21 protein-coding genes are annotated in these 23555 nt (G+C 72.1%); 9 read left to right on the top strand and 12 right to left on the bottom strand.

The window, feature by feature from the left end; all coding sequences use genetic code 11:
- Positions 1–13: 13 nt before the first annotated feature.
- From ACLBYB_RS09150 to ACLBYB_RS09130, 5 genes are all read right to left on the bottom strand, one after another.
- The gene (locus ACLBYB_RS09150; protein ID WP_447698587.1) at positions 14–1144 is read right to left on the bottom strand and encodes a serine hydrolase domain-containing protein; all 1131 of its coding nucleotides are present in this window, start codon (positions 1142–1144) and stop codon (positions 14–16) included.
- Between the two features lie 143 nt (positions 1145–1287).
- Entirely contained in the window at positions 1288–2265 is a 978-nt protein-coding gene (locus ACLBYB_RS09145) for an FAD:protein FMN transferase (protein ID WP_447698586.1), read from the bottom strand.
- Entirely contained in the window at positions 2262–4379 is a 2118-nt protein-coding gene (locus ACLBYB_RS09140; protein WP_447698585.1) for a 4Fe-4S binding protein, read from the bottom strand. Before ACLBYB_RS09140 ends, ACLBYB_RS09145 begins: the two co-directional genes overlap by 4 nt.
- Before the next feature lie 299 nt (positions 4380–4678).
- Entirely contained in the window at positions 4679–5686 is a 1008-nt protein-coding gene (locus tag ACLBYB_RS09135; RefSeq protein WP_447698584.1) for a YVTN family beta-propeller repeat protein, read from the bottom strand.
- Positions 5683–6936: an ABC transporter substrate-binding protein gene (locus tag ACLBYB_RS09130; protein ID WP_447698583.1), complete on the bottom strand. Its 1254-nt coding sequence runs from the start codon at positions 6934–6936 to the stop codon at positions 5683–5685. Before ACLBYB_RS09130 ends, ACLBYB_RS09135 begins: the two co-directional genes overlap by 4 nt.
- Positions 6937–7153: 217 nt before the next feature.
- On the opposite strand from ACLBYB_RS09130, the gene pedF reads away from it, so the two are divergent.
- From pedF to ACLBYB_RS09085, 9 genes are all read left to right on the top strand, one after another.
- Positions 7154–7582, top strand: a complete 429-nt coding sequence (gene pedF, locus ACLBYB_RS09125) for a cytochrome c-550 PedF (protein ID WP_234082757.1) — start codon at positions 7154–7156, stop codon at positions 7580–7582.
- Complete coding sequence (locus ACLBYB_RS09120; RefSeq protein ID WP_447698582.1) at positions 7572–8432, top strand: substrate-binding periplasmic protein; 861 nt, start codon at positions 7572–7574, stop codon at positions 8430–8432. Before pedF ends, ACLBYB_RS09120 begins: the two co-directional genes overlap by 11 nt.
- A 361-nt stretch (positions 8433–8793) precedes the next feature.
- Complete coding sequence (locus ACLBYB_RS09115) at positions 8794–10563, top strand: PQQ-dependent methanol/ethanol family dehydrogenase (protein ID WP_056527719.1); 1770 nt, start codon at positions 8794–8796, stop codon at positions 10561–10563.
- 174 nt (positions 10564–10737) lie between these two features.
- Complete coding sequence (locus tag ACLBYB_RS09110; RefSeq protein ID WP_447698581.1) at positions 10738–11397, top strand: response regulator; 660 nt, start codon at positions 10738–10740, stop codon at positions 11395–11397.
- A 258-nt stretch (positions 11398–11655) separates the two neighbouring features.
- Positions 11656–11787, top strand: a complete 132-nt coding sequence (locus ACLBYB_RS09105) for a hypothetical protein (protein ID WP_447698580.1) — start codon at positions 11656–11658, stop codon at positions 11785–11787.
- Entirely contained in the window at positions 11784–13832 is a 2049-nt protein-coding gene (locus ACLBYB_RS09100) for an FUSC family protein (RefSeq protein ID WP_447698579.1), read from the top strand. The genes ACLBYB_RS09105 and ACLBYB_RS09100 overlap by 4 nt, the downstream gene beginning before the upstream one ends.
- Positions 13829–14038 carry a DUF1656 domain-containing protein gene (locus ACLBYB_RS09095; RefSeq protein ID WP_447698578.1) on the top strand — a complete coding sequence of 70 codons (210 nt, stop codon included), beginning with the start codon at positions 13829–13831 and terminating at the stop codon, positions 14036–14038. Before ACLBYB_RS09100 ends, ACLBYB_RS09095 begins: the two co-directional genes overlap by 4 nt.
- Positions 14035–14961: an efflux RND transporter periplasmic adaptor subunit gene (locus tag ACLBYB_RS09090; RefSeq protein ID WP_447698577.1), complete on the top strand. Its 927-nt coding sequence runs from the start codon at positions 14035–14037 to the stop codon at positions 14959–14961. Before ACLBYB_RS09095 ends, ACLBYB_RS09090 begins: the two co-directional genes overlap by 4 nt.
- Positions 14962–15034: 73 nt before the next feature.
- Positions 15035–15325, top strand: a complete 291-nt coding sequence (locus ACLBYB_RS09085) for a hypothetical protein (protein ID WP_091676543.1) — start codon at positions 15035–15037, stop codon at positions 15323–15325.
- Between the two features lie 82 nt (positions 15326–15407).
- On the opposite strand, the gene ACLBYB_RS09080 is transcribed toward ACLBYB_RS09085, so the two are convergent.
- From ACLBYB_RS09080 to ACLBYB_RS09050, 7 genes are all read right to left on the bottom strand, one after another.
- On the bottom strand, positions 15408–16880 hold the full coding sequence (locus ACLBYB_RS09080; RefSeq protein ID WP_447698576.1) for an NAD-dependent succinate-semialdehyde dehydrogenase: 1473 nt from the start codon (positions 16878–16880) through the stop codon (positions 15408–15410).
- On the bottom strand, positions 16873–18885 hold the full coding sequence (locus tag ACLBYB_RS09075) for an acyl CoA:acetate/3-ketoacid CoA transferase (RefSeq protein ID WP_447698575.1): 2013 nt from the start codon (positions 18883–18885) through the stop codon (positions 16873–16875). Before ACLBYB_RS09075 ends, ACLBYB_RS09080 begins: the two co-directional genes overlap by 8 nt.
- A gap of 363 nt (positions 18886–19248) precedes the next feature.
- On the bottom strand, positions 19249–20379 hold the full coding sequence (gene phaC, locus ACLBYB_RS09070) for a class III poly(R)-hydroxyalkanoic acid synthase subunit PhaC (protein ID WP_447698574.1): 1131 nt from the start codon (positions 20377–20379) through the stop codon (positions 19249–19251).
- The gene (locus ACLBYB_RS09065) at positions 20372–21202 is read right to left on the bottom strand and encodes a poly(R)-hydroxyalkanoic acid synthase subunit PhaE (protein ID WP_331299021.1); all 831 of its coding nucleotides are present in this window, start codon (positions 21200–21202) and stop codon (positions 20372–20374) included. The genes phaC and ACLBYB_RS09065 overlap by 8 nt, the downstream gene beginning before the upstream one ends.
- A gap of 14 nt (positions 21203–21216) precedes the next feature.
- Complete coding sequence (locus ACLBYB_RS09060; RefSeq protein WP_447698573.1) at positions 21217–21396, bottom strand: hypothetical protein; 180 nt, start codon at positions 21394–21396, stop codon at positions 21217–21219.
- Positions 21393–22568: an iron-containing alcohol dehydrogenase gene (locus tag ACLBYB_RS09055; protein ID WP_447698572.1), complete on the bottom strand. Its 1176-nt coding sequence runs from the start codon at positions 22566–22568 to the stop codon at positions 21393–21395. The genes ACLBYB_RS09060 and ACLBYB_RS09055 overlap by 4 nt, the downstream gene beginning before the upstream one ends.
- A 43-nt stretch (positions 22569–22611) precedes the next feature.
- The coding region (locus tag ACLBYB_RS09050; RefSeq protein ID WP_447698571.1) for a thiamine pyrophosphate-dependent enzyme at positions 22612–23555 on the bottom strand (944 nt) is incomplete at its 5' end.

Raw genomic sequence — 23555 nt, 5'->3', positions numbered from 1 at the left:
GCCGCCGGCCCGCCTAGGGGCGCAGGGCCGCCACGAGGCGCAGCAGGAAGCCGTCCAGGGCCGCCTTGTCGATCCAGCGCAGGATCGCGACGAGGTCGTGCTCGGGGTCGCACCAGATCACGTTGTTGCCCGCCCCGAGGGCGCTGAAGGCCGAGGCCGGCAGTTCCGGCTTGGCGGCCGCGCCGCGGTTCAGCCACCAGAGGTAGCCGTAGCTGTCGAGGGTCGGAGAGGGCGTCAGCATGGCGCGGATCCAGCGCTCCGAGAGCAGCTGCCGCCCGTTCCAAGCGCCGCCGCGGGCGACAAGGAGGCCGAAGCGGGCGTGGTCGTCGGCCCCGATGAACAGGCCGCCGCCCCAGTGGCCGCCGCCGGGGACCGACTGGACCCGCGCGCCGTCGACCGCGACCCAGGCCGTGTCGTAGCCGTGCCATGCCCAGTCGCGGGAGGCGCCGATCGGATCCATGATCCGCTCGCGGAGCACGTCCGGGAGGGCCCGGCCGAAGCGGCGCATCAGGCAGTACGACAGCAGGTTCACCCGGACGTCGTTGTACTCGTAGTAGGTGCCGGGGCGCCGCAGCGCCCGCGCCTCGCCCTTGCGGCTGTTGTCGGCGCCCGGGCCGATCTGCCGGAAATGATCGACCTGATCGGACTTGCCGAACAGGGTCCCCTGCCACTCGCTCGACTGCTGCAGGAGGTGGCGCCACGTGATCGCGCCGTTGTGCGGGCCGTCGAGGAGCGGGTCGGGTACGCTGTCGCGCACCGGCGCGTCGACGTCGGGGATCAGGCCGTCGTCGTGGGCGAGGCCGGCCAGCACCGCGAGGTAGCTCTTGGCGATCGAGAAGGTCATGTCCGGGCGGGCCGTGTCGCCCCAGGCGGCGACGCGCCGGCCGCCCTTCAGGATTACGCCCGCCGGGCCGCCGCGCGGGCGCACCGGCCCGTCGACGGTGCTCCAGGGCCCCGTCTCGTTCCACTCGACGATCCCGACGTAGCGCCCGTCGGGATAGTACAGGCTGCGCGGCCACGCGCTCTCGTGGGCCTGCGCGAACGCCACCGCGTCCGCGAGCCGCCCGGCATCGAGCCCCGCCGCACCCGGGTCCTGCTCCGCCCAGTCATCCGTCGGCCAGTACGGCCCGGTCGCTTCGGTCACGCGCGTCTCCTGACGGTCCTCTCCGGTCCGGGCGCATGCAGGGCCTGCGCCGCGGATCGGACCCTCCGTAGAGCCATCGGCCCCGCGAGGGCAGGGCGCGCGGGTGGGTTCAGGCCTCGCCCCGCACGACGGGGCCGGATGTGTCAGCCCTTCCCGGTGAAGCGCACGGCGCAGCCCGGACGGGCCGCGACGAGGTCCGCGCCGCGCGCGCGGCCCAGGACCATGCAGGCGGTCGACAGCCCGTCGGCGACGAGCCCCGTCGGCGCGGTGACCGTCACCGACGACAGGCCGCGCGGCGACCGGCCGGTGGCCGGATCGAAGATGTGGTGGTCGGTGCGGTCGTCCGAGAAGCTCATGTTGTAGTCGCCCGAGGTCGCGGCGAAGCCCGTGAACGGCGCGATGACCGCGGCGACCGCCCCGGGATCGCGCGGATCGGCCAGCCCGAGGCGCCAGGGCGTGCCGTCCGGATGCGCGCCGGCAGCACCGAACTCGCCGGTATCCACGAAGGCGTCGTCGATGCCGCGCGCCCGGAAAGCCGCCATGACCTGGTCGGCCGCGTAGCCCTGGATCAAGGCGTTCAGGGTCAGGGCCGTCCCGGGCTCCAGGACGATCCGGTCCGTCGCGACCCGCACGCGCCGCCAGCCGACCCGCGACAGGGCCCCCCGCAGGGCCTCCGCCCCGGGGCGCTCGCCGCGGGCGGCCGCGCCGGCCCAGACCGGCCAGAGCGGCTGGACGGTCGGGTCGAAGGCGCCGCCGGTCTCGGCCGCGAGGGCGAGGGCGAAGCGCAGCAGGGCGAGCAGGTGCGGGCCGGGCGCCTCGAGGGACCCGTCCCGGTTGAGGCGGGCCAGGGCGCTGTCGGCCCGGAACAGGCTGGCGGCCGCCTCCACGGCGCGCATCGCCGCGAACCCGTCGTCGAGCGCGGCCTCGACCGCGGACGGGTCGGGCCCGGCGGCGGTCAGGGCCACGGTGGTGCCGAAGGCGAGGCCGGCGCGGGTGCGCAGCGCCAGCCCGCGCGACGCCGCGGCGGCGCGGAACGCCGCGACGCCGCCGAGCGCGGCCAGCCCCGCGGCCCCGATGAGGAGCCGGCGCCGGGCCGGCGCGAAGGGCGGCGGCGCGCTCATCCGACGGTCACCGGCCGGGGCGCGGCGCGGCGGCCCCGCTTGCGCGCCACGACCTGCGGCACGCACTGCCCGGGATCGTGGATGATCGTCACGCACTCCATGCACTGGAAGCACTCGGCGTAGTCGACCCGGCCGGAGGGCGCGATGGCGCCGTAGCGGCAGCGGACCTTGCAGAGCTGGCACGGCGAGCCGCACTCCGCCCGGCGTGGGATCCAGTCGAGGACGCGGACCCGCCCGAGGAGGGCGAGGGCGGCGCCGAGCGGGCACAGGTAGCGGCAGAAGCCCTTGTAGACGAGCAGGTTGAGCACCAGCAGCCCGGCCGCGTAGGCGACGAACGGCCACGCCCGGACGAAGTACAGGGTGATGGCGGTCTTGAACGGCTCGACCTCGGACAGGGTGTCGGCGAGGGGCGACCCCGCGGCGGCGGCACCGAGGATGCCGGCGAGCACGACGTATTTCAGCGACCGCAGCGGCCGGTCGAGGCCGGGCGGCACCGCGACCGGGCGGATGCGCAGCGGCCGGGCGAGCAGCGCGACGAGTTCCTGCAGCGCGCCGAAGGGGCAGAGCCAGCCGCAGAACGTGCCGCGCCCCCAGGCGACCAGGGCGGCCAGCGCGAAGGCCCAGAGCACCAGCGAGGGCGGGTCGTAGAGCAGGAAGGCGAGGTCGTGGGTTACCGTCGCGGCCCGCACGAGGCCGACGAGGGTCACGATCGAGAGTTGCGCCTGCGCGTACCAGCCGACGAAGCCGAGGGTCAGCGCCAGGAAGCCGAGGCGGAAGAGGGGGAAGCGGCGCTGGTCCGCCACCAGCGCGCGCTGGCGGCTCAGGACCGGCACCAGCACCGCGAGCATCGGCCCGATCAGCGCGAGTTCGGGCGCCCGGGCCCGCCAGGGGTCGGTCCAGCTCGGCCCGTCATCGGGCCGGACCCGCGTGAACAGGTCGGCGGGCAAGGCGGTCTCGACCGTGAAGGTCCGGGCGATCTTCTCCGACAGGATCTGCCCGCGCTCGCGGACGATCGTCTCGGTCAGCACCCAGGGCGCGGACGGGTCGAAGCCGGCGGCCTGGTCGATCCGCAGGATCGTCCAGGGGCCTGGCGGCAGCCCCTCGGCGAGGCCGGCGTCGCGGCGCTCCACCGCCATGTCGCGGGCGTTCACGATCAGGCCGGCCTGGCCGATCGCCAGCCGGTCGGGGACGGCGCCCAGCACGAACCGGTCGCCGACCGGGTTCTCGGGCGCGTCCTCCGGCCCGGCGCTGACGACCATCACGGCGTGGTTGCCGGCGCCGAGCTCGCGCATCAGCGCGTCGTAGCGCAACGGGCCCAGCAGGTTGCGGCCGATCGAGGGCGGGTCCAGGGCGGCGACGAAGAGGTCGGTCAGCACGGCGTCGGCCGGCCCCTCGGACGGGTCCGCCACGCCGGTGCCCCGGAAGGCCGCGGCGGCGTCCGCGTTCGTCACCGTCAGCCGCCGGACCCAGCCCCGGGCGAGCAGGTCGGCCAGGGTCAGCGGCTCATAGAGGTCGAGCTTCGCCTCGACCTTCAGGCCGACATTGGCCGCCCCGAAGCCGAGCTTCGCGCGGGCGACCGCCAGCGCCGAAGCCAGGACGGACTGGTTGATCACCCGGGTCGAGGCGGTGGCCATGGAGATGCCGTCGACGGTGGTCTGCGGCGCGGCGCCGGCGGCCCGCGCGTTGGGCCGCCCGACCCGGATCGCCTGCCGGGCCGACAGGCCGGCATACTGCTCGACGAAGGCGAGGAGCGGCTCCGAGCCGAGCCCCTCGAGGAAGACCGGCTCGTGGTGCGAGAGCACCGTCACGTCCCGGAAGGTCCCGTCGGGGGCGAGCGCGATCAGCAGGTCGGGGGGCGTGCCCCCGAAGCCCGGGATCGGCGCGAGGTCGACGGATTCGAACGCGTAGGCGAAGACCTCGTAGGACCCGGCCTGCTGCTTCAGGATCGGCCAGACCGGGAGCCTGTCGTCCTTCTCGCCGACCACCAGCGGGGGCGGGAAGTGGCGTTCGACGCCCGCGCGATCGAGCTGGCCGGCCCGGGCCGGAAGGGTCGGCAGGAGCAGGGCGAGAAGGAGCAGCGCGGCGCGCAGGAGCAGGCCTGCGCCCAGGCCCACCGCGGTTCGGAGCGCGGATGGGCTGGGAGACGCTGCGCTCCGCAGCGGCCGCGCCTTATCCCTCCCTCCGCCCCCGGCCGCGTCGTTCACCCATCCGGACCGAGCACGGACGCCGGCGGCAGTGCGCGACGGGCCCCCTCTCCCGTGCGGGAGAGGGTCGGGGTGAGGGACGAGGAGTTTCAGGATGGAGCAGGGTCTCGACCCGCGGTCGCCTCGCGCCTCGTCCGACCCGCCCTGATCCCTCACCCTGTCCCTCTCCCGAACGGGAGAGGGGACCCGCGCTCCGGACTGCGGACGAGTCACGGCACCGCACCGGCGGCGCGCTCGTCCGTCGCCTGCGCCGAAGGCATCGGCCGCGCCGCCGCGCCCCAGGGGAAGCGGCCGACCTTCACGGTCTTGATCGGCCGGAACGTCGCGGCGTCGATCACCGTCACGTCGCCGGAGACGCCGTTGGTGGTGAAGAGCCGCGTGCCCGCGGCGTTGAGCGCGAGCTGCCAGACCCGGCGGCCGACCAGGATGTAGCTCTCCACCCGGTAGGTCGCGGTATCCACCACGGCGACCCGGTCGGACGGCCCCAGCGCCACGAAGGCGTGGCGCCCGTCCTTGGCCATCTGGATGCCCACCGGCTGGATCCGGTCGGCCGCGATCCCCTTCACGGCGAACTCGATCGTCGCGATCACCGCGCGGGTGGCGACGTCGATCACCGACACGGTGCCGCCGATCTCCGAGGACGCCCACAGCCGGGACCCGTCGGCCGTGAAGGCGGCGAAGCGCGGTCGCTGCCCGACCGGCGTCGCGTCCACGGCCGCGAGGGTCTGCGTGTCGATCCAGTGGACCATGTTGGTCGTCTCGGAGGTCGTGACGGCCGTGCGCCCGTCCGGGCTGACCGCGACGCCCTCCGGCTCGATGCCGACGTCGATCTGCGCCAGAACCTTGCGCGTCTGCGCGTCCACCACCGTGGTGGTGGCGTTCTCCTCGTTGGCGATGAACAGGGTGCGCCCGTCCGGCGCCAGGGCGAACTGCTCCGGATCCTCGCCCGAGGGCAGGTCGTGCCGGACCTGCCCGGTCTCCGGGTCGATCACCTGCACGGCGTCGGAATCGCTGGCGCAGACGTAGAGCGACCGCCCGTCGCGCGAGAAGGTCAGCCCGCGGGGCCGACGGCCGACCGGGAAGGTGCGCAGCACCTCCAGGCTGTCGCCGTCGATCACTGAGACGGTGTTGTCGCGCTCGTTCGAGACGAAGATCTCCTCGGCCCGCGCGGGGCCCGCGAGGCAGAGCAGCAGCGCGAGGGCGGCGAGCCGGGTCATTCTGACGTCCCCGAGAAGGCGCGGCAGGCACTCTCGGGCGCGTCGAGGCCGAGCGTGTCGAGTTCCGTGCGGTGGTGGAGGAAGCCCTCGATCGGCGCCGTCGCGGTGACGGCCCCGGGCCAGAGCAGGAAGACCGGCTGGCGCAGCTGCCCGTCCCAGGCGCGGAAGCTCAGGGGGCGGCCCTTGAAGCCGCCGATCTCGAAGCCGGGCGCCGTCAGGGCGGCGCGGACCGTCGCGGGGTCGGTGCTGCGCGCCTTCACGGCCGCCTCGCCGACGGCGTGCACCGCCATCCAGCCGGCCCAGTCGACGGGCCGCATGGCGCGGCCGGCGAGCTTCCGGAACCGCCCCTGGAGCTGGACGGCGGCCCAGGCCTCGACGGGCCGCCCCCAGGCGGCCGGCGCGAGGCCCTGCGTGCCGACGAGGGGCCGGGGCGAGGCGGTGTTGTAGTTGAGGCTCGCGCCGAACGCGCCGGCCTCGTCGGCCACCGCGACCACGTCGTGCTCGGGCCCGCGGGTCGGCAGGGCGAACTCGCGCAGGGCCGTGTCGCGGACGTCGCCGCCCTGCGGGTCGTAGCGCGACTCGGCGACGATCCGCGCGCCGAACTTCCTCGCGCTGCGCCGCAACGCCTCGGCGAAGAGCGCGTCGCCCGGCGCCGGACCGGTGACCAGCAGGATCCGGGACCAGCGCTTGAACGCCAGGAACTGCACCAGCGCGTCGGCCAGCATGGCGCGGGACGGCAGGACGTGGAGCAGGTTCCTTCGGCAATCGGCGTCGCGCAGGCGCGTGTCCGGGGCGCCGATGTTGAGGAGCACGCTGCCCTTCGCCTCCGGCAGGTCGGCCAGGGCGAGGACGTCGGCGGCCGGGGCGTTGAGCACCACGAAGCGCCGGTCGGCGAGGTCCCGGAAAGCTTGGCGGATGTCGGCGCCCGGCTCGACGATCGTGGTGCCGAGGTCGAAGCCGAGGCCGAGGAACCGGCCGGTGGCGTTGGAATCGCGCAGGCCGAGTTCCGCGCCCTTGGCGCCCTCGTCGTCGGGGATCGGGTCCTCGTTGTTCAGCGGCGCCGGCCGCTCGACCCGCCGCTCCAGGTAGCGGATCGTCAGGGGCGGGCCTGCCGGCGCGGGCGCGGCCCGCCCCTGCGCGACCGGCGCCAGGGTCGCCATGGCCGCCACGGCCGCCAGCACGACGGCGCGCGGCAGGCCGGCCCATGGCCCGCCGCGCATCCCGGGCCGCCGCGCACCGGAGGACACCATCCCCGCCCGTCTCCTCCAGCCCCGCGGCGCTCGTCTTTGGCCGGGAGTCTAGGAGCGGAGTTGCGCCCTCCGATATTAGACCAAGGTGCACAAACCGGGTTTGATGCAGTGCAACACAAGTCGTCGATGGCGCTAATCTGGCCGATCCGTACCAAAGCATAATGGGTCCGCCGCCCGGTACTTGCTAACCGTCGTGCAACGACGACGGGAGGGGCGGATGCGCACGATGAAGACGGCGGCGGGCGGCGTGCTCGCGGCGCTGGGACTGGCCCTGGCCGCCGGCGGCGCCCTCGGGCACGGCGATGTCCAGCCCCAGCCGGTCAACACCGACGGCCTCAAGCCGCTGGGCGCCGAGTGGGTCGCCGAGAACCCCTACAAGGACGACAAGCACGCCATCGCGATCGGCGCCTCGGGCTTCAACCAGAACTGCGCCCGCTGCCACGGCCTGGAGATGATCTCCGGCGGACTCGCCCCGGACCTGCGCTACCTGCCGCAGGGCAAGGAGGGCGACGAGTACTTCGTCGAGCGCATGAAGCACGGCGCCGTCATCAACGGCGTGACCAAGATGCCGGCCTTCGAGGGTGTGATCTCGCAGGAGGGCCTGTGGGCGATCCGGAGCTACATCGAGTCGAAGCATGAGGAGTAGCGCGCGGCTCCTCCTCGCCTGCGGCCTGCTCGCGGCCCTCCGGTTCCAGCCGGAGGCGGTCGCGCGCCCCCTGGACCAGGTCGTGGCCGACGGCACCCTGCGGGTGGCGGTCTACGGCGACAACGCGCCGTTCTCCGGGGAGGAGACCGGCAAGCCCCGCGGGATCGACGTCGATCTCGCCCGCGCGATCGCCGACAGGCTCAAGGTGAAGCTCGACCTGCGGGTGGTCGACGCCGGCGAGAACGTCGACGGCGACCTGCGCCTGACCCTCTGGCGCGGCGACCTCGCCGGCACGCCGCTCGCCGACCTGATGCTGCACGTGCCGACCGACCGGCAGCTCGCCCTGCGCAACGAGCAGGTGTTCTTCACGGCGCCGTATTTCGAGCAGGAGATCGCCTTCGCGTACCGCAAGGGCGCGCTGGACGGCTTCGACAGTCTCGACGACATCGGCGACCGGAGCGTCGCGCTGGAGGGCACGGGCGCCGCCGACCTGATGCTGCTGACCGCCCAGGGCGGCCGCTTCCGCCCGAACCTGAAGCATTACAGGAGCTTCGAGGAGGCCGCGAAGGCCTACCTCGCCGGCGAGGCGCCGATCCTGGCCGGGAGCCGCGCGGCGATCGAGGCGGCGCTGTCCGCCGCGAAGGCCCCGAAGGACGACAACCCGATCGCCACGGTCCCGTCGACGGGGCTGGTGAAGACCCGCTGGGAGATCGGCGGCGCGGTGAGGATCGATTCCCGCGACCTCGCCTACGCGGTCGGGGACGCGATCACGGCACTGAACGCGGAGGGTCGGCTCAGGGCGATCTGCGAGAGCTACGGCGTCACCTACGCGCCGCCGAAGGGGTATTGAGCGCATCCGTCATCGCGAGCGCAGCGAAGCGATCCAGACAGCGCGCCATCGTGGGATGCTGTGCTGCCCTGGGTCGCTTCGCTGCGCTCGCGATGACGGTAACAGCGAACATCAGACCTCCCGAACGAGACCTCCCGAACGAGACCTCCCTCGGATTCGCGCAAATCCGAGCGCCGATCTCGACGAATACATTGAATTCACCGGTCCGCAGAGTGGCCTTATTGGACCAATGGCCAATAAGACTTTCCTGAGAAGCTCGATAGCTTCGTCCTCCAAGGGGGCGCCCCGCGACTCGTGCGGCCCGCGTCGAAACCCGGATGCCCCGGCCACACGGACCGGGGCCGACCACGGAGGACACGTCATGAGAATGCGGACCCGGTTCCTCGCCGCGGTGGGCGTCGCCGCCCTCGTGGCGGGCGGCGCCCTGCCGGCCATGGCCCAGGGGGTCACCGAGCAGGACATCATCAACGACGCCAAGACGCCCGGCGACGTGGTCACCTACGGCCTCGGCCCGCAGGCCCAGCGCTTCAGCCCGCTGAAGACGCTCAACCGCGACAACATCAAGGGCCTCGTCCCGGCGTGGTCGTTCTCGTTCGGCGGCGAGAAGCAGCGCGGCCAGGAGAGCCAGGCGCTGGTCAAGGACGGCATCATCTACGTCACGGGCTCGTACTCGCGCATGTACGCGATCGATTCCCGCAGCGGCGAGAAGAAGTGGGAGTACGACGCCCGCCTGCCGGAGGGCATCCTGCCCTGCTGCGACGTCGTGAACCGCGGCGCCGCGCTCTACAAGGACAACGTCTATTTCGGCACGCTCGACGCCAAGCTCGTCGCGCTCAACACCAAGACCGGCAAGGTGGTCTGGCGGAAGGAGATCGACGACTTCAAGGCCGGCTACAGCTACACGGCCGCCCCGATCATCGTGAAGGGCAAGATCATCACCGGCGTGTCGGGCGGCGAGTTCGGCGTGATCGGGCGCATCGAGGCCCGCGACGCCGAGACCGGCGAGGTCGTGTGGAAGCGGCCCGTCATAGAGGGCCACATGGGCGAGCTCAACGGCAAGCCCTCGACCATGACCGGCAAGGTCAACGAGAGCTGGCCTGGCGACATGTGGAAGTTCGGCGGCGGCGCCACGTGGCTCGGCGGCACCTACGATCCCGAGACCAACCTGATCTACTTCGGCACCGGCAACCCCGGCCCGTGGAACTCCTGGCTCCGGCCGGGCGACAACAAGTGGACCTCCTCGCGACTCGCCCTCAACCCCGACAACGGCGAAATCGTCTGGGGCTTCCAGACCACCCCGCACGACGGCTGGGACTTCGACGGCGTCAACGAGTTCGTGCCGTTCGACCTGAACAAGGGCGGCAAGACCATCAAGGCCGGCGCCACCGCCGACCGCAACGGCTTCTTCTACGTCCTCGACCGGACCAACGGGAAGTTCATCTCGGCGACGCCGTTCGTCGAGAAGATCAACTGGGCCAAGGGCATCGATGAGAACGGCCGCCCGATCTACAACGAGGAGAACCGCCCCGGCGACCCGAGCAAGGCGACCGGCGACGACAAGAAGGGCAAGTCGGTCTTCGCGGTGCCGAGCTTCCTCGGCGGCAAGAACTGGATGCCGATCGGCTACAGCCCCGACACCAAGCTGTTCTACGTGCCCTCCAACGAGTGGGGCATGGATATCTGGAACGAGCCGGTGAACTACAAGAAGGGTGCCGCCTACCTCGGCGCCGGCTTCACCATCAAGCCGGTCTTCGACGACCATATCGGCTCGCTCAAGGCGATCGACCCGGCCTCCGGCAAGGTCGTGTGGGAGTACAAGAACAAGGCCCCGCTCTGGGCCGGCGTGCTCACCACGGCGGGCAACCTCGTCTTCACCGGCACACCGGAGGGCTTCCTGAAGGCCTTCGACGCCAAGACCGGCGAGGAGGTCTGGAAGTTCCAGGTCGGGACCGGCGTGGTCTCCTCGCCGATCACCTGGGAGCAGGACGGCGAGCAGTGGGTCGGCGTCGCGGCCGGCTGGGGCGGCGCGGTCCCGCTCTGGGGCGGCGAGGTCGCCAAGTCGACGGCCGGCATCAACCAGGGCGGCAGCTTCTGGGCGTTCAAGCTGCCGAAGACGGTGGCGTCGCGCTGAGGGCCCGCAACCGAAAGCGTGCCGGCCCCCGCGGGCCGGCACGCCCAGGTCCCGGGGCCGGGCTGTCGTCTCAACACCCGCTTGCGCCCCGGGGCCGCATCGATCACCTTCGGACCTCCCGCCCGCGTATTCGGCGGATCCTGTGAGGATCTCGAGCGAAGGACCGAGGTCTCCGTGCATCTCCTGATCGTCGATGACCACCCGCTGTTCCGCGACGCCCTGGCGGCCACGATCCGGCTCGCAAACCCGGACGCGGTGCTGCACGAGGCCGACGGGATCGAGGCGGCCTGCGCGGTGCTCGCCGCGAACCGCGGCATCGACCTGACGCTCCTCGACCTGTCCATGCGCGGCGTGACCGGCTTCGACGGGCTGATCACCATCCGGGCGAGCTTCCCGCGCATCCCGATCCTGATCGTCTCCGGCCACGAGGATCCGCGCATCGTCCGCGAGACCCTGCAGCACGGGGCGGCGGGCTTCGTCCCCAAGGCCATGGACAAGGCGACGCTCACCCGGGCGATCACCGAGGTGATGAGCGGGGCACTGTTCCTGCCGCCCGGGCTCGCCGAGGCGGGCGCGCCCGCGCCCCGGTCCAAGAAGGCGCCGCTGGCCGAGCGCCTCGCCCGGCTGACGCCGCAGCAATTGCGGGTCCTGATGATGATCCGTCAGGGCAAGCTCAACAAGCAGATCGCCCACGAGCTCCAGGTCGGCGATTCGACCGTGAAGGCGCACGTCTCGGAGATCCTGCGCAAGCTCGAGGTCATCAGCCGCACGCAGATCGTGATCGACACGGCGTCCCTCGACTTCGACCAGATCCACAACAGCCACTCGGCCTGACGACGCGATCGCGGGATCCGGCCTGCGGCTCGGGGATCGCCGCGACCGCGGCAGCGCGTCCGGACGCGCCCCGTGCAGCGACCGGATCATATGCGCCCGCCGCAGAACAAACCCAAGTTATTGGTCGACTCATTCTTCTGGCGCAGCCCTGACCCCCTCGCGGCATCCCTCAATCGAGATCGATATGAGGCTATCTATCGGCGTGCGAGCCGATTGATCCGGTGACCTCGCCGGCTCCTCGCGACGGTGGATCAGGTTGTGACCGGCATCGATGGTCCGACGACGCGCGGGCGACTGCAGCAGATCGACACCCACGCCCTCCTGACCACCGGCTGCCACCGGAGCCGCGCCGCCGTCGGGGCCGCGCCCGAGCCGGAGCCGGTGCCGTGACCCTCCCCGGATGGCGCGACTGGGCCTTCGCGCTGAAGACCTACGCGGCGGCGATGCTCGCCCTGTACCTCGCGCTCTGGATCGACCTGCCGCGGCCCTACTGGGCCCTCGGCACCGTCTACATCACCAGCCAGGTCCTCTCCGGCGCGACGCGCGCGAAGGCCGCGTACCGGGTCTGCGGCACCGTGCTCGGCGCGGCGGTCAGCGTCGTGCTGGTGCCGAACCTCGTGAACGCGCCGCTCCTGCTGAGCCTCGCGGTGGCGCTCTGGGTCGCGCTCTGCCTCTACGTCTCCCTCCTCGACCGGACCCCCGCGAGCTACCTGCCGATGCTCGCCGGCTACACGGCGGCGCTGATCGGTTTCCCCGCCGTCGACGATCCCGGGGCGATCTTCGACACGGCGGTGGCGCGGGCCGAGGAGATCTCCCTCGGTATCGTCTGCGCCAGCCTCGCCGCCACGCTGATCCTGCCGCAATCGGCGGCCCCGCTCATCGTCGGACGGCTGAACGACTGGTCGGCGGAGGCCCGGGCCTGGATCCGGAGCGCCCTCGCGGCCGCCCGCGCGCCGGAGGCCGCCGGGCCGAGCCAGGGCCGGCGCCTGCGCCTCGCCTCGGACGCGATCGGCCTCGACGCCCTCGGCCTCGCCCTGCGCAACGAGGCGACGGGCGCGGAGCGCGCCGCCGAGGCCTTCGCGCCCCTCCGTCAGCACATGCTGATGGTCCTGCCGATCGTCGCCGCCGTGGCGGGCCGCGTCGCCGCCCTCGAGCAAGCCGGCGCTGTTCCGGCGCGGGTCCGGGCCTTCCTGTCGGACCTCATCGCCTGGCTCGCCGACGAGGTCGACGATCCGGATCGCGCCGCGCAGCTGCGCGACCGGATCGACGGGTTCGAGCCCGCCCTCGGCCGAGCGCCGGGCTGGAACACGCTCCTCCTCGCGAGCCTCGCGGCGCGCCTGCGCGACGTCATCGACCTGCGCCAGGATCTGCGGGCACTGCGCGGCCACCTCGCGGCCGGCACCGCGCCCCGCGCGCCACTCGCCTTCGCCTACACGGCCCGCGTCCGGTCGATCCGCCACCGGGACCACGGGCTGGCCGCGTTCTCGGCCTTCGGGGTGTTCGCGGGCCTGCTCGCCTGCTGCACCATCTGGATCGCCACCGGCTGGCCGGACGGGTCCGCGGCGCCGATGATGGGCGCGGTCGCCTGCTGCCTGTTCGCCGCGCAGGACGATCCCGCGCCGCAGATCCTGAGCTTCGCCAACTCGGCGATCGTCGGCGCCCTGGGCGCGGGCCTCTACCTGTTCGCCGTGCTGCCGCTCGCCACCTCCTTCGAGATGCTGGCGCTCGCGCTCGCACCGGCCCTGATCCTGTGCGGCCTGATGATGACGCAGCCGCGCACCGCCCCGATGGGCATGGGCGCGGCGCTGAACGGCGCGACCCTGCTGGCCCTCCAGAACGGCTACAGCGGGGACTTCGCGCCCTTCGCCAACGGGGTGATCGCCTCGGTGGTGGGCATGTGGATCGCCGCCGCGGTGACCCGGGTGATCCGCTCGGTCGGCGCCGGCTGGAGCGCGCGGCGGCTGATCGGGATCAACCGGCGCAGCCTCGCGGCCGCCGCGGACGGGCGCGGCACCGGCCACGGGCTCGAACTCGCGGCCCTCATGCTCGACCGCGTCGGCCTGATCGCGCCGCGGCTGGCGAGCCTGCCCGCGGACACGTCCGCCTCCGTGGGCGACCTGCTGGCCGATGTCCGGGTGGGCATCAACCTCGTGGAGGTCCGCCGGGTGCGCCGGCGGCTGACGGGCCCGGCCCGCAGCACCGTCGACCGGGTCCTCGCGCTGGCGGCGCGCCAGCTGCGCGGCCGGACCGACCGGCCGGACGCGGCGCTGCTCGCGGCGCTGGACGAGGCGCTCGACGCCGTCGCGGGCGCGGCCCCGTCGCCGGAGCGGCGCGCCGCCCTGATCGGCCTCACCGGCCTGCGCCGCGGGCTCTTCGCCGACGCGCCGGCCTACCGGGCGGCGCCCGCCCTGGACCACCGGGAGATGGCGGCATGATGGGCGAGATCGACCTCTGCGGCGTGTTCGTGCCGGGCCTCGCCCTCTGGATGGCGCTGGCCTTCGCCCTCGGCCTGCCGCTGCGCCGCCTGCTCGCGGCGACCGGCCTCTACCGCCTCGTCTGGCGCCGACCGCTCTTCGACCTCGCCCTCTACGTCGTCCTGCTCGGCGGCGTCGTGACCCTCGCCCACCGGACCCTGCCATGACCGCCCTGTTCTCCGCCCTCGGCCGCCTCCTGGTCACCCTCGGCATGGTCGCCGCGGCGCTGATCGTCGGCCTCGGCCTGTGGGACTATTACATGGACGCCCCCTGGACCCGGGACGGGCGCGTGCGCGCCGACGTGGTGGCGGTGGCCCCCGACGTCTCCGGCCTCGTCACCGAGGTGCTGGTGGAGGACAATCAGGTCGTGCGGAAGGGCGACATCCTGTTCCGGATCGATCCGGACCGGTTCCGCCTGGGGCTGCGGCAGGCGGAGGCGATGGTGGAGGGCCGCAAGGCGACCGCCGAGCAGGAGGCGGCCGACTACGCCCGCTACAGCAGGCTCTCCGACGCGGCGGTGTCGCAGCAGCGGGTCGAGGCCGCCAAGGCGGCCGACCTGTCGGCACGGGCCGCCTACGAGCAGGGCCTGGCGGATCGCGACCTCGCCAAGCTCAACCTGGAGCGCTCGGCGGTGCGCGCCCCGGTCAACGGCCGGATCACCAACATGGAGCTGCGGCCGGGCGCCTACGTCACCACGGGTCGCGGCGTGATGGCGCTGATCGACAGCGACACCGTCCGGGTCGAGGGCTACTTCGAGGAGACGAAGCTGCCGCGGATCCGCGTCGGCGCGCCCGTGACCGTCGAGCTCATGGGCGAGGACGGGGCGCTCCGCGGCCACGTCGCCAGCATCGCCGGCGGCATCGGCGAGACCGGCCGCAGCGACGCCTCCAACCTGCTCGCGAACGTGAACCCGACCTTCTCGTGGGTGCGCCTCGCCCAGCGCATCCCGGTGCGGATCAGCCTCGACGGCGGCACGGCAGACCCGCGGCTGGTGAGCGGCCGGACCGCGACGGTCTCGATCGCGCCGGCGGCCGGCGGGGAGGCCCTGCGCTGGCCCTGGACGGCGTGGCGCGAGGCGCGCGCCCGCTGAAGGCGCGACCGAACCATCCGGGCGCGCCCGGGTTGGCCTCACACCACAGCCCAACGACCTGTCAGGAGGCCCCATGTCGAAGACGATCCTCGCCCTCGCCACGTCATTGGTACTCGCCACGTCCGGGGCGGCGCTGGCCCAGGCGCCGCAGACCGGCGGCGCCAACCAGGGCAACGTCAACAAGTCCGGCGCGGTCGGCGGCACCGGGACGGGGACCGGCTCCATGGAGAGCACCGGGTCTACCGGCGCCGGCATGGCGCCCGGCACCAGCGGCGGCCCGCGGGTCAGCACGCCCGGCGCCCCCGCCGGCAGCAGCTCGGGCAACGGCGCCACGGGCAGCGGCGCTGCGCCGAGCGGGAAGTAGGCCCCGCCGGTTCTCCCTCCCGCCTGCGCGGGGGGAGGGAGAACCCGTCAGGTCCCGATCCGGACCGGCGTGTGCCCCGGCCCTACGCGCCGAGGCCGCCCACGCACAGGTACTTGGTGTTCAGGTAATCCTCGATGCCCTGATACGAGCCCTCGCGGCCGAGTCCCGATTCCTTCACACCGCCGAAGGGCGCCACCTCGGTGGTGATGATCCCCTCGTTGATCCCGACCATGCCGTATTCCAGCGCCTCCGCCACCCGGAAGGTGCGGCCGAGGTCGCGGGTGTAGAAGTAGCAGGCGAGCCCGTACTCGGTGTCGTTCGCCATGCGGATCGCCTCCGCCTCGTCGCGGAAGCGGAACAGAGGCGCCAGCGGCCCGAAGGTCTCTTCCCGGGCCACCGCCATGGCGGGGGTGGCGCCGGTGATCACCGTCGGCTCGAAGAACTGGCCGCCCAGCGCGTGGCGATGGCCGCCCGCCACCACCCGACCGCCCTTCTCCACGGCGTCGCGGATATGGGCCTCGGTCTTCTCCACCGCGGCCATGTCGATCAGCGGCCCCTGGGCGACGCCGTCCTCGACGCCGTTGCCGACCTTCAGGCGGTTGGCCGCCTCGGCCATCTTCTCCGCGAAGGCGTCGTAGATCCCGTCCTGCACCAGGAACCGGTTGGTGCAGATGCAGGTCTGGCCGGAATTGCGGTACTTGGCGAGCATCGCGCCGGCCACCGCCTTGTCGAGGTCGGCGTCGTCGAACACGATGAAGGGCGCGTTGCCGCCCAGCTCCATCGAGACCTTCTTCACCGTGTGGGCGGCCTGCTCCAGCAGCACCTTGCCGACCTCGGTGGAGCCCGTGAACGTGATCTTCTTGACGAGCGGGTTGCCGGTCATCTCGGCGCCGATCGCCCGGGCCGAGCCGGTGAGGATCGAGACCGTGCCGGCCGGGAAGCCGGCGCGCTCGCACAGCACGCCCCAGGCGAGGCCCGAGAGCGGCGTCTGCGAGGCGGGCTTGATCACGATCGGGCAGCCGGCGGCCAGAGCCGGGGCGATCTTGCGGGCGATCATCGAGGACGGGAAGTTCCACGGCGTGATCGCCGCCACGACGCCGACCGGCTCCTTGGTGACGAGGATCTTGCGGTCGCCCCAGGGGGAGGGGACCACGTCGCCGTAGACGCGGCGCGCCTCTTCGGCGAACCACAGCACGTAGGCGGCCGACATGGCGACCTCGCCGCGGGACTCGGTCAGCGACTTGCCCTGCTCGGCGGTGAGGATCTGCGCCAGATCCTCCTGATGCTCGGTCACGAGCGCCGCGAGCTTGCGCAGCAGCACGGCGCGCTCGTTGGCGGTCTTGGCGCGCCACGGCGGGTAGGCCTCGTGCGCCGCCTTGATCGCCTGCCGGGTCTCGTCGGCGCCGGCATTCGGCACCTTGGCGATCAGCGCGCCGGTCGCCGGGTTGGTGACGTCGATGCTGCCGGAACCGGCCTTCGACCATGCGCCGCCGATCAGGCAGGCATCGACCAGCAGGGCGCGGTCCTTCAGGGTGGGGGTCTCGAACTCAGGCATCCAACGGTTCCTTCGGCGGCCGCGGCATGTCGGGCTGGGACATGCCGGGCCGCGGCTTGAGAGGCACGCTCTGGGCCGTATTCCTCGCCTGCGCCTCGGCTTTTGTCTCGAAGACATGGGGAGCCAGGTCACGGCTCGCCAACGAGGCGCCGAGTTTCAATCGCAAGAACGCGCTCGTGGTATACCGGGACGCGGTCTCGTAATAGCGGTTTTCGAGATAGGCGATCGCCGAGAAGTAGGCGTCGCTCACCGTCGGGTCGATCTCGAACCCGTCGTAATTGGCGATCAGGTGGACCTTGCGGCCGATCTCCTGGCAGGCGCGCTCGTATTCGCGGCGCACCAGCTCGACGTCGTCGATGGTCCGGACCTGGAAGCCCTCGAGGTTCGAGAACAGGATGTTGCGCTCCGGGTCGTAGCTGATCCGCTCCGACAGCGAGAGGCCCAGCAGCCAGGGCTCCAGCGCCATCACGGACTCGCGGAACAGGCGCGGATCCATCGGCTGCGGATCCTGCACGATCGGGGTGAAGCCCATCTGGCCGAGGATGTCGCGCGCGATGTCGATGCCCGGCGCGACCTCGACCAGCTCCATGCCGGCCCGCGTCCGGCGGAACACGCAGCGCTCGGTCACGTAGAGCACCGGCTGGCCGCGCTCGGCCGCGTAGGCCCCCGAGAAGGTCACCTGCTCGACCGCGGCGATGAATTTCCGCGAGCGGCCCTCGCTGAGGATCCGGATGCCGCCGTCCTCCACCGCCACCTTGAGGCCGTCGGCCGTGAAGGTGCCGGCGAAGACGAGGCTCTTGGCGTTCTGCGAGATGTTGATGAACCCGCCCGCGCCCGCGAGCTTCTTGCCGAACCGGCTGACGTTGACGTTGCCCTCGGCGTCGCACTGGGCGAGGCCCAGGCAGGCGAGATCGAGGCCGCCGCCGTCGTAGAAATCGAACTGCTGGTTCTGGTGCAGCACGGCGGCCGGGTTGAGGGCGGCGCCGAAATCCAGTCCGCCCTGCGGCAGGCCGCCGATCACGCCCGGCTCGGCGGTGAGCGTCAGGTACTTGAGCACCCGCTCCTCGGCGGCGACCGCCGCGACGCCCTCGGGCATGCCGATGCCGAGATTGACCACGCCGCCGGGCGGGAGCTCGAAGGCGCAGCGCCGGGCGATGACCTTGCGGGTGTCGAGCGCCATCGGGGCGATCCGGTCGAGCGGCACGCGCTGGCGGCCCGTGAAGGCGTGGTTGTAGGGCGTGCCGTAGGTCTGGCGGTGGTTCTCGGGCGTGCTGAGCACCACGCAATCGACCAGCACGCCGGGCACCTGCACCTCGCGCGGGTTGAGCGAGCCGGCCTCGGCCAGCCGCTCGACCTGGGCGATGACGAAACCGCCGGAATTCTTCGCCGCCATGGCGGCGGCGAGGTTGTCGAGGGTGAGCGCCTCGCGCTCCATGGTGATGTTGCCGGCGGGGTCGGCCGTGGTGCCGCGGATCAGCGCGACGTTGACCGGGAAGGCCTTGTAGTGGAGCCAGGATTCGCCGCCGAGCTCGACCACGCTGACGAGGTCTTCCTGCGTCACGGCGTTGAGCTTGCCGCCCTCCAAGCGTGGGTCGACGAAGGTGCGCAGGCCCACCTTGGTGATGTGGCCCGGCGTGTGGGCGGCGATCTCGCGGTAGAGGTGCGAGACCACGCCGAGCGGCAGGTTGTAGGCCTCGATCTCGCCCGCCACCGCCATGGCGCCGAGCTTCGGCACGAGCGCCCAGTGGCCGCCGACGACGCGGCGGACGAGGCCCGGGATCGCGAGCTTGTTGAGGCCGCGCTCCTTGCCGTCGCCGGGGGCGGCGGCGAACATCAGGCCGATCCCGTGCGGGCCGTTGCCGGATTCGAAGCGGCGGGCGAGCGCCAGGATCAGCTCGTCGGGCGTGCCGATCCCGACGAAGCCCGAGACCGCGACCATGTCGCCGTCCTGCAGGATGGCGGCGGCCTCGTCGGCGCTGACGATCTTGTTCTTCAGGCTGCCCATCGGGTGGTCCTCGGCGCCCGGGATGCGGTTCGCCTCCCGCGCAGGGAGGCTATGATGTCCGCCGGACTGGATCGATCGCTGGCGTTGGTGACAGACCGCGACACGCCCCCTCTCCCGTGCGGGAGAGGGTCGGGGTTAGGGACGAGAAGCTTCAGGATGGAGCGCGCCGTCGAAGCGCGTGCATGGCGCGGCTTCTCCGGACCAACCTGATCCCTCACCCTGTCCCTCTCCCGCACGGGAGAGGGAACCCGCGCTCGATCCTGCCGCCACGGCGCCGCGCACGATGTGCGTATCCAGTGGCCGTCCCGGCAGAGGTGGGAGGGGAGGGGCGTCGCGCTCATCGAGGACCGTCGGGCAGACATCCTACCCCCGCTTGCCGAGCCAGTCGGCGATGCCGGAGCCCAGCAGCTTCTGTGCCTTGCCGCCGACGAAGACGCCGACATGGCCGCCGGGCAGCCCCATCTCGGTGTAGTCGGTGGTGCCGATCCTGTCCTTCAGCGCCTGCGAGGTGGCCGGCGGGATGATGTGGTCGTCCTGAGCGAAGACGTTCAGCACCGGGCAGGTGATGGCCTTCAGGTCCACCCGCCGGCCGCCGAGCTCGAAGGCGCTCTCGACCAGCTTGTTGTCCTGGTAGAGGTCCTTCAGCCACTGCTTGGCGGCCTCGCCGGGATGGTCCGGACGGTCGGCGATCCACTTCTCCATCCGGAGGAAGTTCAGGAACTTCTTCTTGTCGTCGAGGGCGTCGAGCAGGTCGAGGTTGTACTTCGTCATGGTGCGCATCGGCGTCATCATCGAGAACACCGAGCCCATGAAGGCGCCGGGCAGCGACCCCTGCGCCTCGATCAGCCGGTCGACATCCTCGGGCGTGAGCGAGCGGGTCCAGACGTTGATGAAGCCGTGGCCGGCCCGGTTCTCCCGCGTGTCGGCGTGGAAATCGATCGGCGTGATGGTCAGCACCATCGCGTTGACGGTCTCGGGGTAGAGCGCCGCGTAGCAGGTGGTGAAGACGCCGCCCTCGCAGATGCCGAGCAGGCTGATCCTCTCCCGCCCGGCCGCCTCCTGGATGAAGGCGACGCACTCGGCGAGGTAGCCGTCCACGTAATCGTCGATGGTGACGTAGCGGTCGGCCCGGCCCGGATTGCCCCAGTCGACCACGTAGAGGTCGAGGCCGAGATTCAGGAGGTTGCGGACGAGCGAGCGGTCCTCCTGCAGGTCGGCCATCGTGTAGCGGCCGATCAGCCCGTAGACGATCAGCACCGGCGGCAGGCCCTTGCTCTCGGCGAGCGGCCGGTAGCGGTAGAGGCTGACCTTGTCCTGGCTCCAGACCAGATCCTTCGGCGTGGTGGCGATCTCGACATCGGCGTCGCTGACATCGGCGAACAGCCTGGCGCCCTCGCTGATGCGGCGGCCGAGGGTGCCGACCTCGGCCAGCAACGCGGCCGGGGTGAGATTCAGCGGGGCGGCCGGCCCCTTCGGCTTCTCCTGATCAGCCATGGGCGTCCTCCCCGACCCGTGAACCGCCGGCTCTCGCGGTCTTGCCGGCCTGCCGACGCTCGCGGCGGAGCGCCCGGACTTCCCGGCGCAGCTCGGTCAGGCTCTTGTGGACGTCGTCGAGCTCGGCCCGGGTCGGCTGGCCGTAGAACTCGGACAGGAAGGCCGCGACGTCCTGCTGGGCGAGCCGGAGGTCCGTGGAGGCCCGCAGGACCGCCCGCTGCGAGGCCAGGAACGCGTCGGAGCGCTGGACCTCCAGGAGGACCGCGTTGGCGGTCTCGATCCACCGGCTCATCATCTCGCGGGCGGAGGCGAAGCTCTCGCCGTTTTCGGCGCGGGCATTGGCCTCCTTCGCGAAGGTCCCGGCCGCCCGCGTCCAGGCCTGCAGCATCACGGCCTGATGCTCGCTCTGCGCCCGCCGCAGGCTCGCCCAGGCGGTGAACAGCGCCGCGTAGCGCCGCTCGGTCTGCCACAGGTCGGCGAGTTGCGGCCCCTCGGCCATGCGGGTGAGGGCGGCGTCGAACTCGGCCGAGCCGCCGAGCCAGGCCTGCGGATCGAAGATCCGGGCGAGCACCGCTCCGGCGGTCGGGTCCGGCGCGCCGGGGCCGCCCTGGAGCGAGCGCGTCAACGTCTGCGAGAGGGCGCTGGCGGCGGTCCAGGCCTCGGTCAGCTTGGCCTGCGCCGCGGCGAGATCCGCGAGGTCGCCGCCCGGGAAGGCCGGCCAGCCGAACCCGGGCGCGGACTGCCCGGCGCCCGGGGTGAAGAAGCCCGCACCGGCCCGCGTCCAGAACTCGCTCATCGCCCGGAACGCGTCGAACTGGTCCATGCTGGCGTTTCTCCTCACAGCCTCAGGGCTGAAGTCTTCGAACCCGCCGTCTCTGCGAGCGAAGCGAAGCAATCCAGCAGCGCCATGCTCAACGACGGCGCGTCTCCCTGGGTCGCTTCGCTGCGCTCGCGATGACGGTGTGGGCTGGACTGATCGGGCGACAGCCCCAGCATCACCGCCGTCGTCATGCTCACGCCGCCGGCCGCGCCTCTCCCAGCGCCTCGGCGTAGATCGCGAAGGCGTCGTCGTAGGTGACCTCGCGCGGGTTGTTCACGAGGAGCCGCGTCTGCTTCATCGCATCGGTGGCCATGCGCTCCAGGTCCTGCCGGGCGACGCCGACCTCGGCGAGCGAGGCCGGAACCTTGCAGTCGCGGCAGATCGCGTCGAGGCTCTCCACGAAGCGCTTGGCGGCCTCGGGCCGCGGCAGGTCGGCGGCCGCGGGGTCGAGGATCGGAGCGAGCTCAGCGTAGAGTCCTTCAGCGTGCGAGAGGTTGAAGCGCATCACCCCCATCAGCACCAGGGCGTTCGAGAGCCCGTGCGGCACGTGGAAGATCGCGCCGACCGGGTAGGCGAGGGCGTGCACCGCCGCCACCGGCGCGTTGGCGAAGGCCATGCCGGCCAGCATCGAGCCGAGCAGCATGCCGGAGCGCGCCTCGAGGTTCTTCCCGTCCGTGCAGGCGGTCCGGATGTTGGCCGAGAGCAGCGCCAGGGCCTGCTTGGCGAGCTGGTCGGAGATCGGGTTCTTCTTGTTCTTGCTGGTGAAGGCCTCGATGGCGTGGACCATGGCGTCGATGCCGGTCGCCGCGGTGACGTGCGACGGCAGGCCCAGCGTCAGCTCCGGGTCGAGCACCGCCCAGTCGGGCAGGAGCTTCGGCGCGACGACGCCCTTCTTCTCGGTGGTCGGCGTCGTGACGATCGAGATCGGCGTCACCTCCGAGCCGGTGCCGGCCGTGGTCGGCACCAGGATCAGCGGCAGGCGGTCGCCCTTGGCGAGGCCGACGCCGTAGATCGAATCCAGCGGCTCGTCGGACTTGGCGAGGTAGGCCACCAGCTTGGCGGTATCGAGCGCCGAGCCGCCGCCGATCGACAGGACGAGGTCAGTCCCGAGCTCGCGGGCGCGCTTGGCCGCCGCCTCGATCACCGTCGAGGGCGGGTCGGCGACCACGTCCTCGTAGACGTCGAGGGTGACGCCCGCGGCGGCCAGGGCCGCCTCGGCGGCCTGGGTGAGGCCGGCGCCGCGCACGCCCTTGTCGGTGACGAGGAGGACGCGCTTGGCCCCGAAGCTGCCGACGATCTCCGGCAGCTTCTTCGCGGCGCCGGCCTCGAACAGCACGTTCGGCGTGGTCTGGAAGGTGAACGGGTTCATCGCGCTGCCCTGTCTTGCGTGCCGACCATCTGCGAAACCGGCCTCACTCGGCCGGCTCGAAATCCTTCACCTTGGCGCGCAGCTCGTCGACCAGCACGCGGGTGTTCTCCGAGTAGTCGATCGGCACCGCCACGAGGTGCACCCCGCCCGCCGCGAAGGCCCGGTCCAGCGTCGGCACGAGGTCGTTGACCGACTCGACCCGGTGGCCGGTCGCACCGTACGACTTGGCGTAGAGGACGAAGTCCGGGTTGCTGAAGGTCATGCCGTAATCGGCGAACTTGTCGACCGCCTGCTTCCAGCGGATCATCCCGTAGGCCGAGTCGTCGAGCACCAGCACCACGAGGTTGAGCTTCAGCCGGACGGCGGTCTCCATCTCCTGGCTGTTCATCATGAACCCGCCGTCGCCGCAGACGGCCATCACGCGCCGCTTCGGGTAGAGCATCGCCGCCATCATGGCCGAGGGCAGGCCCGCGCCCATCGTGGCCAGCGCGTTGTCGAGGAGCAGCGTGTTGGCGACGTAGGTGCGGTAGTTCCGGGCGAACCAGATCTTGTACATGCCGTTGTCGAGGCACACGATCCCGTCCTCCGGGATCACCCGGCGCACGTCGCGCACGAGGCGCTGCGGTGTCACCGGGAAGCGGTCCTCGCCGGCCCGGTCGGCGATGTGGCCGAGGATGTGCTCGCGCAGGTGCAGCAGCGCGCCCGCGTTCGTGAGCTTGCCGTCGAGCTTGTCGGCCAGGAGCTTCAGCGTCGGGCCGAGGTCGCCCACCACCTCGGCATCCGGATAGTACACCTGCTCGACGTTGGCCGGCATGTAGCCGATGTGCACGACCTTCTGGTCGGCCTGGCCCATGAAGAACGGCGGCTTCTCGATCGTGTCGTGGCCGATGGCGATGATCAGGTCGGCCTTGTCGATCGCCTCGTGGACGTAGTCGCGCTCGGAGAGGGCCGCGGTGCCCATGTAGAGGTCGGTCCCGCCCGCCACCG

It is taken from the genome of Methylobacterium sp. D54C (assembly GCF_053345595.1).
This window is presented reverse-complemented; position numbering and strand designations above follow the sequence as displayed.